The sequence below is a fragment of the Colwellia sp. SU-HH01172 genome (genome assembly GCF_057553355.1).
This window is the reverse complement of record NZ_BAAJMB010000008.1, coordinates 201434-214003: the sequence shown is the minus strand read 5'-3', so window position 1 is coordinate 214003 and position 12570 is coordinate 201434. Positions and strand designations below refer to the sequence as shown.

10 protein-coding genes are annotated in these 12570 nt (G+C 41.5%); 3 read left to right on the top strand and 7 right to left on the bottom strand.

What is annotated here, in order from left to right; translation table 11 throughout:
• Positions 1-48 precede the first annotated feature (48 nt).
• From AC27JP_RS18380 to AC27JP_RS18360, 5 genes are all read right to left on the bottom strand, one after another.
• Positions 49-483 carry a hypothetical protein gene (locus tag AC27JP_RS18380; RefSeq protein ID WP_487117384.1) on the bottom strand — a complete coding sequence of 145 codons (435 nt, stop codon included), beginning with the start codon at positions 481-483 and terminating at the stop codon, positions 49-51.
• A gap of 67 nt (positions 484-550) precedes the next feature.
• Positions 551-760 (bottom strand): cysteine-rich CWC family protein, encoded by a 210-nt coding sequence (locus tag AC27JP_RS18375; RefSeq protein WP_487117383.1) that lies wholly within the window; start codon positions 758-760, stop codon positions 551-553.
• A 27-nt stretch (positions 761-787) separates the two neighbouring features.
• Positions 788-1789 (bottom strand): LacI family DNA-binding transcriptional regulator, encoded by a 1002-nt coding sequence (locus AC27JP_RS18370; protein ID WP_487117382.1) that lies wholly within the window; start codon positions 1787-1789, stop codon positions 788-790.
• A 91-nt stretch (positions 1790-1880) separates the two neighbouring features.
• Positions 1881-3416, bottom strand: coding sequence for an MFS transporter (locus tag AC27JP_RS18365; RefSeq protein ID WP_487117410.1), 1536 nt, complete (start codon positions 3414-3416; stop codon positions 1881-1883).
• A gap of 28 nt (positions 3417-3444) precedes the next feature.
• Positions 3445-4782, bottom strand: a complete 1338-nt coding sequence (locus tag AC27JP_RS18360; RefSeq protein ID WP_487117381.1) for a GH1 family beta-glucosidase — start codon at positions 4780-4782, stop codon at positions 3445-3447.
• 271 nt (positions 4783-5053) lie between these two features.
• Here AC27JP_RS18360 and AC27JP_RS18355 point away from each other — a divergent pair, with 271 nt between their 5' ends.
• The 3 genes from AC27JP_RS18355 to AC27JP_RS18345 all read left to right on the top strand — a co-directional run bounded on the left by AC27JP_RS18355 (position 5054) and on the right by AC27JP_RS18345 (position 9392).
• Complete coding sequence (locus AC27JP_RS18355) at positions 5054-6316, top strand: sugar MFS transporter (protein WP_487117380.1); 1263 nt, start codon at positions 5054-5056, stop codon at positions 6314-6316.
• A gap of 156 nt (positions 6317-6472) precedes the next feature.
• Positions 6473-9004, top strand: a complete 2532-nt coding sequence (locus AC27JP_RS18350) for a glycoside hydrolase family 3 protein (protein WP_487117409.1) — start codon at positions 6473-6475, stop codon at positions 9002-9004.
• A 145-nt stretch (positions 9005-9149) separates the two neighbouring features.
• A complete protein-coding gene (locus AC27JP_RS18345) occupies positions 9150-9392 on the top strand; it encodes a TIGR02922 family protein (RefSeq protein ID WP_487117379.1) in 243 nt (80 codons plus the stop codon).
• 60 nt (positions 9393-9452) lie between these two features.
• On the opposite strand, the gene AC27JP_RS18340 is transcribed toward AC27JP_RS18345, so the two are convergent.
• Positions 9453-10940, bottom strand: a complete 1488-nt coding sequence (locus AC27JP_RS18340) for a tryptophan halogenase family protein (protein WP_487117378.1) — start codon at positions 10938-10940, stop codon at positions 9453-9455.
• A 10-nt stretch (positions 10941-10950) separates the two neighbouring features.
• Positions 10951-12498, bottom strand: a complete 1548-nt coding sequence (locus AC27JP_RS18335; protein WP_487117377.1) for a tryptophan halogenase family protein — start codon at positions 12496-12498, stop codon at positions 10951-10953.
• Between the last annotated feature and the right edge of the window lie 72 nt (positions 12499-12570).

The window sequence follows — 12570 nt, the reverse complement described above, 5'->3', positions numbered from 1 at the left end:
CCATTATCCAGATGCACTTTTGGGTGAACGGTTAAGGGAATAATCTATTTAATCGCTTTTAGCAAAGTTAAATATTTTGCTGAGCAAGCTGGTTTGCGCTTGCTTTATATCTTCAGCACTGTAATTAATATTCAACACTTTAATGCGCATTGAATAAGTTGCACCATGCCCCCAAGGCCACCATATCATTGCAAGCGCTGGTGTTTCAGCCGTTGCTGGCCGAGTAAAAATTAGTTGTTTTTTATTGAGGCGGGCTAATTCACCAAGCTCTTCTTTTAATGCTTTAGGCGCTTTTTTGATATTTTTATTATTCCACTCGTCGCTAAATAACTTACGAAGCTGAGCTAAAACGCGTTCTTTTTTTTCCCAGGAAAATTCGGCTAATAACGCGGACATTGGCTCTTCCCAACGCCAGTTGAGTTCATCACCCAAGGGAGCGGTTATGGTGTTGAAAATGACATCTTGCTGCGGGTTATTCGGCACAAACAGTCCCTGTTTATTGTAGTAAATTAATTATAATAGTTTGATACTAACATTTTCTGCCTGCTTGTTAAGATTTTTTAACAACGGCGACAGCATTGTATTTATCGATACATTGCTGGCAAATACAGGATTTTTTTGCCAGTTCTTTTGGCACTTTCGTCAGTAATTCTGGCTTAATATCGCTGCTAACACACCAGCACTCGTCAATTCCATTTACCCCGCAATGATTATTTTGTTGGCATAAAGGGCATTGCATTGGATCGATTGGAGAATTCATGATGGCAACTCTTAGTCTTTAACTGGGTTAATTCGCAGTTTTGGTCGATTCCCGAAGGATTAACGAGGGTTTAAATACTTGCTGTATTTGTAGTTCTTTAGCTTGATAAACTTGTTTCAACACCAGCTTTGCCGCCATTTTTCCCATTTCATTCACTGGGTTTAGCATAGTTGTCAGCTTAGGGTGAATATAGCGAGCAAAGATAACGTCATCAAAACCAACAACAGATAGATCATCGGGTAAAGATAAACCATGCTCTCGTGCATAGGTCATGGCACCTGATGCCATTTCGTCATTACCGCAAACTAAGCCGGTAAATGTTTGCTGGCGATTTATTAGTTGCGCAATGGCTTCACTCCCTCCAGTCTCTTTAAAATCAGCGGTATAGAAAAGTGATTCATTGAAAGGAATATCGTATTCACGTAACGCTCGTTTGTAACCTTTGAAGCGCGCTTTCGCATCATATTTATGCTGGGGACCAGCGATACAAGCGATGTTTTTATGGCCAAGCTCTAATAATGACTTGGTTGCTAAATATCCCCCTAGCTCATTATCTAAGCTGATACATTGGTCAGACAGGTGTTCAACATAACGACTGATAATAAATATTGGCGTATTGCCTTTACTCAGTTCTACTAAATATTCATCGGATACCGCTTCGACATGTAAAATAATGGCATCGCAATTACGGCTGATTAGAAACTCAATTCCTTCTTTTTCTTTTTCTTCAATACTGTGCCCGGTGGTGACAATAATATGTTTACCGGCAGCGCGTAGCTCGCTTTCTACTCCTGCCATCATTTCACCAAAAAAGGCACCGTCAAGTTCAGCAACAAGTAAACCTATGCTGTTGCCGCGGCTAGAGGCAAGGGATTGGGCAATAGAGTTTGGACGATAGCCAAGTTCTTTCATGGCAGAAAGCACTTTCTCGCGTGTTTTATCACTGACTTTTGCATTGCCATTCATCACGCGTGATACGGTGGCAAGTGATACTTTTGCTAATTCCGATACTTGATAAATGGTCGCCATGATTTTCCTTTTATTTTCAGTGGGCAATGCGAAAATTCAGCATTGAATAATATCATACCTAGTTGGGCATTAAAGCTCTATTAATGAAAGCTTAATGACTTATTTCAAGTAGCCGACGAGATGCTAGCTCTTTGCCTATTTGTTGATTTTTTTCACTACTGAGTGGATACATTAGCATTAATACCGCACTAACTAACGCAAATGCCGCGGGTATCCAACTCATCAGTAATTTCATACCCGGTAAAGAGGCGGAAATAGTGCTTGGATCCATGCCATTGTAACCGTAGGCTGCTAATACTATTAACACTAATGCTCCAGCAAAACCGCCCCCGGTTTTTTGCACGAAAGTTCCTGCAGAATAAATTAACCCGGTTGCGCGGCGTTTGTTTTTCCATTCGGAATAATCAGCGCAGTCACCTAACATAGTGAAAAATAATGTTGGCATCATAGCGGCAAAAAATTCTGCACAGCAACCTAAAATGAAAATGGCGGTAATATTGTCACCCCCTAACCAAAAGAAGGGAATAGTGAATAGGGAGCTTGCCAATAAAGCAATAATGAAAAGTTTTGGTTTGCCCCAACGCTTGGCTAAATAGTTGGTTGATAGTGCCCCCAATATCGAAACTAATAGCAAGGCGATAAAATACTGCCCGGTCATTAACTCATCACCAACATAATATTTAAAGTAATAAGCGATAACACCGTATTTAACGCCATTAAACATCATGGTAAGAAAGCCAAGCGCTAGTAAAATTAGCCATGGTTTGTTGGTAAGTAAATCAACCATATCACGTTGAGTACCGGAGAGTTTTGTCGTTGGAGTATTAATAAAACGTTTGATTACGAGCCACATTGCCGTCATAACAATGACGAAAAAAGTACCGCTGTATATGTCTCGATAGTAAAAAAATAAGGTGGTGGCGAGTAAAGGTAAAATAATAACGGGTAGGTTTTTTGTTAAATCCCTCAGCTCTTTTGCTAAGCCCTGATTATGGCTCGCTTTAACCGTCACTCTTTCTTTTGTGGTGGTAAAGGTAATGACTAATAAAAATACTAAAATGGCGGCGAAAATATACATAGTTATTTGATAGCCTTGAGCGTCGTTACCTTCGCCAAAATAAGCCACCAATTTAGGTAAAAACCCCATCACTAACAAGCCACCAGCGAATGCTCCTGCGAAACGAAACCCAGACAAACTGGTTCGTTCGGTATCAGAAGAGGTCATCACGCCCATTAAAGCGGAATAGGGGACGTTGTTTATGGTATAGGCCAATGTTAAGCCGATATAAGTGACATAGGCATATACGAGCTTACCATTGTCACTAAAGTTGGGGGTGCTAAAACAAAGCACCATAAAAAGTCCTAAAAAAGGTGCAGAAAATAAAATCCACGGGCGAAATTTCCCCCACCTTGTTTGTGTTCTGTCCGCTATCATCCCCATGATAATGTCTGTTACACCATCGGATAGGCGCACAACTAAAAATAGCATCGCGGTAGCTGCGGCGGTAATGCCAAAGGTATCAGTATAAAATACTGCAAGGTAGGCTAGGGCGCCACGCCAGACTAAATTTGCTGCAGCGTCTCCAAGGGCATAACCTACTTTTTCTTTAAATGGCAATTGAGTGATGCTATCGGTCATATTATTATTCTTTTGGTTAATCTATTCTTGAGGCTATCAAATTACGATAGGCTAAACCACTGGCTTTAATGGTGCGACATTGCGTTTGATAGTCAACATGGACGATACCAAAACGTTTTTTATAGCCTTCAGCCCATTCAAAGTTATCCATTAAGCTCCAAGCGAAATAGCCTCGAATATCGACACCTTGCTTGATAGCGTTTGCGACCGCAGATAAGTGCTGGTTATAGTAGTCGATTCTATCATTGTCGATGATTTCACCATCAATGTAGTGATCATCCATCGCTGCGCCATTTTCGGTAATAAATACTGGGGGTAAGGTATAACGAGTATCTAGGGTGGTTAGTAGCTCAGTAAAAGCATCGGGATAAATCTCCCAGCCGATATCGGTGCGTGCGACGTTAGCAAGTTGGACTTCTTCGAATATCGTACTCATATTATGACGGTATACGGCTCTGGTATAGAAATTAACCCCTAAAAAATCAAGTTCTTGAGATATTATTTCCATATCACCAGTTTCTATTTTTGGTTGTTGATTTTTCGGTAGTTGCTTAATGATGTCGGGATATGCGCCGTCTAATATTGGTTTGGCGTACCAATGGTTAAAGTAATCGTCTGCCCATGTAGCAGCAAACTTGTCTTCGGCGGTATTTTTTTCAGGATAAGCTGGGGTAAAATTTAAGACAATGCCATTAAGCGTATCTGGGCTATGCTTTTTGAGCGACTGCATTGCCAAACCGTGGGCAAGTAATAAGTGATGTGCTGCTTTTTTTCCATAGTTTATATTTGCATGACCAGGCGCATGAATACCCGCTTCATAACCTAAGTAGGCACTACAAAAAGGTTCATTCAGGGTGGCATACGCATGTACTCTGTTGCCCAATGCTGCAATCGTTTTCTCAACATAATCTTGAAATTTATAAGCCGTTTCTCGATTTAACCAACCGCCATCATCTTCAATATGTTGCGGTAAATCCCAATGATAAAGTGTTACATATGCCTTAATACCTTTAGCGTTAAGGCGGTCTAAAATTGCAATATAGTAGTTGATGCCGATGTTGTTTAAGCTGCCATCTTGTTTAATGATTCGTGGCCAAGACAATGATAGTCGGTAGGCATCCACCCCGAGTGATGAAATGAGTTCTAGATCTTCCTGCCAACGATGGTAATGATCACAGGCAATATCGCCATTGGAATTGTCGGCAATTTTTCCGGGTGTGGCGCAAAAGGTGTCCCAAATGCACGGCAACCGTTCAGCAACACCTCCTTCAATTTGAAATGATGCGGTCGCGACACCGTAGATAAAGTTTTTTGAACGCATTGGAGAATTTTCAGGCAAAAATAAGTTTGTCATGATTACATCATCTTTTGGTGTTATTAGCTCAGAACGGCTGGCCGCTCCATTTAAATTTCAGTTGCTCTTTTAAGTGACAAAAGTAGCGCTTATAGTTGTTAACTGTAAGCGCTTACATTTAGCTTGAAAAAAAAATCAATTTCTGCAAGAATGAAAGCGCTTACATTTAAAATGTTAGTGGCTATTAAATAAAAGATCAACTGCTTTTTATTTAATCGATACGAATTAATACAAAAACTAAGATTATTGATATTGGGTTTGAGGGGGCAAGATGGCAGAGTTATCAACACAAGTGGCAGCATCAACAAATTATGATGATGAACCAGGTAAAGACTATCGCTTTGCGTTGGGATCGTTAACAACGCTTTTTTTTCTTTGGGGTTTTATTACCTGTCTCAATGACATATTAATTCCACACTTAAAAGCAGTATTTGACTTGTCGTATAGTCAGGCGATGTTGATCCAATTTTGTTTTTTTAGCGCCTACTTCTTAGTTTCAATTCCTGCCAGTAAAATTGTTGCAAACTTAGGTTTTCAAAAAGGTATTGTTATTGGTTTGCTGGTGGCAGCCGTTGGTTGTGCAATGTTCTATCCTGCAGCATCTTTACATAGTTATGGTGTTTTTCTCGCCGCATTATTTACTTTGGCCAGTGGCATCACTATTTTACAAGTTTCAGCAAATCCCTATGTCAGCGCTCTTGGACCACAAGTTACCGCATCATCTCGATTAACAATGACACAAGCGTTTAACTCTTTAGGTACAACGGTTGCGCCATTCTTTGGGGCCTATTTAATATTGGATCAAGCGGCCACAGCAATGTCAGCTACTGAATCAGCACAATCAGTACAACTGCCCTATTTATTGCTTGCTTCATCATTACTGGTACTGGCAGCTTTATTTGCTTGGTTAAAGTTACCTGATGTTACAGAAAATTCAGTTGATACAGCCGTGCAAAATGAAAAAGGTAGTGCATGGCATTACCAACATTTGCCTTTGGGGGCATTGGCCATTTTTCTATACGTTGGTGCAGAGGTGGCAATAGGCAGTTTCTTAGTGAGTTTTTTATCACAAGATAATATTGCCGGTATTGTTGAAGCTGAAGCCGCTAAGTATGTCGCCTATTATTGGGGCGGCGCTATGATTGGGCGCTTTATTGGTGCTGTTGTCATGCAAAAAATTGCTGCAGGAAAAGTGTTGGCCTTTAATGCTGTAGCGGCAGTACTGCTCCTCGCTGTTGTTGTTTGCACAGATGGTAGTGTTGCCATGGCGGCAATTTTACTGGTTGGTTTATGCAACTCAATTATGTTTCCGACGATTTTTAGTCTCGCACTCGCTGGGTTAGGACAACACACCAGCCAGGGCTCTGGCATCTTGTGTTTAGCGATTGTTGGTGGCGCAATTGTACCACTATTACAAGGCTTTTTGGCTGACATGGTGGGCATACACGTTGCCTTCATATTACCTATGTTCTGCTATCTTTATATCGCCTATTATGGTGTTAAAGGGCATAAAGTTGTCGAAACAGTCGAGTGAAACTAACGCTTTAAATACGTATACATATTAGAAAAATTTAAGTTTAAACTTGGGAAAATGATAATGAAAATAGCCATCCAGCAATTTTGTAGCGGTAAAGACCACTTAGCCACTAAACCTGTTTCTATATTTGCGAGAACCACCTTAATGGCCACTATGCTCGCTACGTTGGGTTGTGTGGATGTTAAAAATGAACCTGACAACGGTGAAAATAGTAACCAAAGCACTGTCCAAGTTGAAACACAAGCGGCGGTTGCTGAGTTTTGGCCTGTGATACCACAAGCATTGAACTATGATGCCGAGCTTGAGCTTAAAATTAAAAACATGCTGAAAGGGATGACCTTGGAGCAAAAAGTCGCGCAAATGATCCAGCCGGAGATCAGAGACATTACCGTTGAAGACATGCGTAAATACGGCTTTGGCTCATACTTGAATGGCGGTGGTTCGTTCCCAGATAATAATAAACAAGCAACGCCACAAGATTGGATTAAACTAGCAGAAGACATGTACCAAGCATCGGTTGATACTAGCCTTGATGGCTCTGCTATTCCGACCATGTGGGGAACGGATGCGGTTCATGGCCACAATAATGTGATAGGAGCAACATTATTCCCACACAATATAGGTTTAGGGGCGGCAAACAATCCTGATCTTATTGAACAAATTGCGGCAATTACTGCAGCTGAAGTGATGGTTACTGGTATTGATTGGGTGTTCGCGCCCACCGTAGCCGTTGTGCAAGATGACCGTTGGGGGCGTACCTATGAAGGTTATTCTGAAGATCCGACTATCGTGCGTCATTATGCCAGTGCGGTGGTTAAAGGTTTACAAGGTTCGCCAGAAAAAGATTTCCTTGCTGATAATCGAGTGATTAGTACCGTGAAGCATTTTCTCGGGGATGGTGGTACGGTTGCTGGCGATGATCAAGGCGATAACCTCTCAACTGAACAGCAATTATTTGACCTGCATGCCCAAGGTTATGTTGGTGGTTTAGCTGCGGGTGCACAGTCGGTAATGGCATCGTTTAATAGCTGGCATGGTAAGAAAAATCACGGTAACAAATATTTGCTGACAAATATTTTAAAAGACCGAATGGGCTTTGATGGCTTTGTTGTTGGCGACTGGAATGGTCACGGACAGGTTAAGGGCTGCAGTAACGAAAGTTGCCCGCAATCGGTGAATGCCGGTTTAGATATTTTCATGGTACCTACTGATGCTTGGAAGCCTTTATATGAAAACACCATTGCACAGGTAAAGTCGGGTGAAATAGCGCAAAGCCGTATCGATGATGCTGTAAGTCGTATCTTACGCGTGAAATTACGGGCTGGTTTATTTGAAAAGCCTAGTCCGGCAGCGCGAAAGTTATCAGGTAAAACCGAGTTAATTGGTCAAAAAAGTCACCGAGAGGTAGCGCGACAAGCAGTACGTGAATCTTTGGTGATGCTGAAAAACAATAATAATGTTCTACCGATAGCCGCTAATAGTCATATTTTGGTGACCGGAGACGCGGCCGATAATATCGGTAAACAGTCGGGCGGCTGGTCAATTACTTGGCAAGGCACGGGTAATAAGAATAGCGACTTTCCTGGCGGGAATTCGATTTATGATGGCATCAAACAGCAAGTTTCTTTAGCGGGCGGATCTGTTGAATTAAGCCAAGATGGTAGCTTTAGACAAAAACCGGATGTTGCCATTGTTGTTTTTGGTGAAGAACCTTATGCAGAAGGCCATGGCGATCGCGATAACTTAGAATTTCAGCGTGGTAATAAAAAAGACTTAGCGTTGTTGAAAAAACTCAAACAGCAAGGTGTCGCTGTGGCATCGGTATTTATTAGTGGGCGTCCGATGTGGGTTAATGCCGAGCTTAATGCCTCTGATGCTTTTGTTGCTGCTTGGTTGCCGGGTACTGAAGGGCACGGCATTGCGGAAGTGTTATTAACTAAGGCAGATAATAACGTCAATTACGATTTTACTGGCAAGCTTTCGTTTTCTTGGCCGGCTACTGCCGAGCAAACGGCAACGAACCATTATGATGTGGACTACCAGCCGTTATTTAAATTTGGATACGGTTTGACCTATCAGGATAAGGTGATGATAGAAAATACCTTAGATGAAACCGTACAAACAACACATAATAAATTGTCAACGCTAACCCTCTTTGCTGGCGCTGCTAAAATGCCGTGGCAAATGCGCTTAACCTCAGGTGCAGAACGGTCGGATATAACTTCAAGTAAACAAACTTTAGGGGCAATAACCTTACAAACTTTAGATAAAACCGTACAAGAAGATGCGCGTCGTATTTCATTTGATGGTACAGAGCTAGCGCATGTGTCTTTGGTCAGTAACTTCCCAGAAGACTTACGCGCTTATATCGAAAGCAATGCCACGCTGAATTTTTCACTACGGGTAAATTCCGAGATTAAAGATGAGGTGGGCTTAGCAATGGTATGCGAACAAGATTGCCAAGGCTCGCTTGCGTTAAGCGAATATTTACGCCCTTTAGCCGCAAGTCAATGGCATGATGCGGCAATAGATTTACAATGCTTCCAACAAGCGGGAGTAAATTTTGCGCAAGTGATCAGTCCTTTTCAATTAAGCAGCAGTGCTGCCGTTAGCTTAAGTTTTGCTGATATCGCCATAGTGCCAAATAACATGGCCAATGCCACCATGAGTTGCTCAGGAGAATAGCACTGCTAAATTACTCATAGATAGTTAGCGGAAACGTTGCATGATTACAATTTGTTGCAGTATCCGCGCAGTTTTACAACAGTTTTCCTTGTTGAGTTGGTTAAAATAGCACCAATTAAAGCTTAACTGAGCAGGGAGCAAAAAAATGCTAACGTCTGTGGGTATTAACTTCACTATGAAAAAAGTGACCATTATTTATTACGGAGATGAGTCGCTTGAATTACAGCATAGTGTTGAGAGCTTTCCGCAATTAAAAACCGGTCGAGTAATGATCCCTGAAAGTTACAAACAGGATAAGTCGATTATTGCTGTTTGCGAAGGCGATGTTAATATTTTAAATAAATTTGGTGAAAGAATAGAATTTCATGGCAACAACCAAGCCGTATAATTTTATTCCAATAAGAAAAAGCAGCCAATAGGCTGCTTTTTTGTTAGATAACGCTGTTATCTACAGTTCTGAAGAGCAATATTGTTTTATAAAGTCTTCGTGCTCAGGTAATTGTTCTACCGCTGCTGAAATCGAAGTCTTGATCGTTGAGAGAAAGTTTTGCAATTCGTTATCATTCATAATATTGGCTATTTGATGATATTGCATTGGCATTAAGCCCTGACCCAGCATGACTTGCGTCCAAGAATCAACGCGGAAAATATCACCATCATCTAAGAAAACTCGACCTGTTTCTTTAAATAATTGTATTTTATGTGCCAGTGAAGATGGAATGTCCATATTTTGGCAATGCTGCCAAAACTGACTATCTTGGCGATGATTGACGTGATAATGCAAAATAATAAAGTCTCGAACGGCGTTTAGCTCAGAGTCTAGTTTACTGTTATATTCGTTAACCGCAGAGGTCGTAACACCATTATAGGGAAACAGCCTTAGCAAACGCACAATGGCGGTCATGATCAAGTGGATACTGGTAGATTCGAGCGGCTCGATGAAGCCACTTGATAAACCAATAGCAACACAGTTTTTATGCCAGCCTTTTCTGCGTCGACCAGTTTTGAATTTTATTACTCTAGGCTCTGTAATGGTTTCGCCTGCGATATTGTTGAGTAATAATGTTTTAGCATCATCATCCGTCAAATATTTACTGCAAAACACTAAGCCATTACCGACTCTATGTTGCAATGGAATTTGCCATTGCCAGCCAGCATCATGTGCTATCGAGCGGGTATATGGACGCGGCTTTGAGATTGACTTTGTTTGTACAGCAATAGCACTGTCACAGGGGAGCCAATGTGACCAATCCTCGTAACCGGTATGAAGCGATTGTTCGATTAACAGTCCCCTAAAGCCGGTACAATCGATAAAAAAGTCAGCAGCTATTTCTTGCTCAGATGCCAGTGTGATAGTGCTAATGTTGCCAGTGTCTGGGCATTTATCGACTTGAGATATTTTGCCTTCGATACGGTTAACCCCTAATTTTTCGCTGAACTTTTGCAAATATTGGGCATACAGTGTGGCGTCGAAATGATAGGCATAATTAATTGGCGTATCTTTGCTTAAAGCAAATTTGTTTTGTTTCGCTGCTTGTAATTCAAAACAGTACTCACCGAATTCCTCTTGATGGCCTCGGCTGCGACCATGTAGCCAAAAGTGATGAAATTCTCCCGCCCAACACTCTTTGCCCGTGACACCAAAAGAATGAATATACTGCTCGGCAATTTCTCCCCAGTTTTCAAAATTGATGCCTAATTTGAAAGTAGCATGAGTTGCTTTCATGACTTCTTGTTCATTGATACCAAGCAACTTATGAAAATTTTTAATTGGCGGGATGGTCGCTTCGCCAACGCCAACCGTGCCAATATCGTCAGACTCAATCAAGGTGACTTTAATATCATTACCAAGCAATTTGGTAAATGCTGCAGCTGTCATCCATCCTGCAGTGCCCCCACCAGCAATGACAACGTGTTTAATTGCAGAATTTTTCATGATAGGTCTCTTATTTTTGTTGCTGACAATAATAGTCAATTAATGTGCGATTAGTCGGTAAGCCATGCAAGAACTGTTGTTTTTGTGATTGAACTTTTGCAAACAAGTTTGTAGCAAGTTGATTATTTTCGAATTGGCTTTGGTATTCGCGCGCGAGGGTTTTAAAACCCATGCCATAAAGTACATATTGATAGCTTGCCGATGGAAATACTTCCTCGTTTTCAATAAAGTCGTAGCGACTTGGTGCTTGGTATTTCCATAAAGCAATGAGTTCGGTTAAGCGCTCAGGTATGCTTGATGCTAGTTGGTTATCGCACCAATACTCACTATCGCGGCGAGCACTCAAAATATAATGCAGCTTTAAGAACTCGATAACTCTTTGCCAGCGATAGCTAAAACGGCTGTTAAATCTTTTTGCCACAATAGCCATTTGCTGACGTGTGCGCGGCAGTTGTTCACTTATCATGGTTACTGAAAGTTCAATCATCGCCAGTGCTGAGGCTTCAAGTGGCTCAATAAAGCCAGCTGACATGCCGACAGCAACACAGTTTTTGTGCCAAAATTTCTCGCGATAACCCGGAGTAAAAGACAGTTTTCTTACGGCTAATTGCTCACTTTCTTTTTCACCGATTGAAGCGGCGATATAGCGACGAAGTTGTTGTTCAGCATCGGCATCACTGATATGGCTACTTGAATAAGTATGACCGACACCACGCCTCGACGGTAAGCCTATGTCCCAAATCCAGCCGCTGGTTTGCGCCGTAGAAATGGTTGCTGGGGCTATTTGATTGTGTTGTGAGTAGGGCACTTGTGTTGCTAAGGCACTGTTATTAAATAAGACATGACCTTGCTCAATCAGTTTGATATTAAAGTGCTTGCTGATCAATAAACCCGTACTACCTGAGCAATCAATAAATAAGTCACCGGCAATAGTTTGTCCATCTTTCGTAGACAAAGATTCAATGTCGCCAGTAGGGCTAGAGGTTATATTTTCTATGTGCGCACGAATATGCTTAACGGCGAGCTTTGTTGTGCAATGTTGTTGCAATAAATTGGCGAACTTACCCGCATTAAGGTGATAGCCGTAGTTAGTTACTCCGGCATAATCAGGTGTGGCAGCTTGCTTAGGGGCTAGGCCAGCTTCACAAACATAATGTTGAACATTGACCGTTTCGGCGTAGCTAAGGTCTGAATGAGTTGCTTGCCAGTGTTGCTGTAAATTAACTTGGCTATAACCTTCAGGTGTCATAAAAGGGTGATAATAAAATTCGCCATTATCATTGTCTCGCCAATTAATAAACTTTGAGCCTTGTTTAAAGGAAGCATCACATTGTTGAATAAATTCAAGCTCGGAGATACCAATCTTATCTAAAGTATTGCGCATAGAGGGCCAAGTGCCTTCGCCAACGCCTATGGTTTTTACATCAGGAGACTCAATTAGCGTAATATCTAGTGACTGTTGTTCAGCAATATTGTGCTCTGCAGCAATAAGGCCTGCGGTTAGCCAACCGGCACTACCACCGCCAACAATGACAATTTTCTTTACCGCTTTATCCATTTTATTGACCTAATATTAGGAAGGGTTAATAGCTAAATACTATTTACCTTTAGTGGACTTAATTATTTGTTA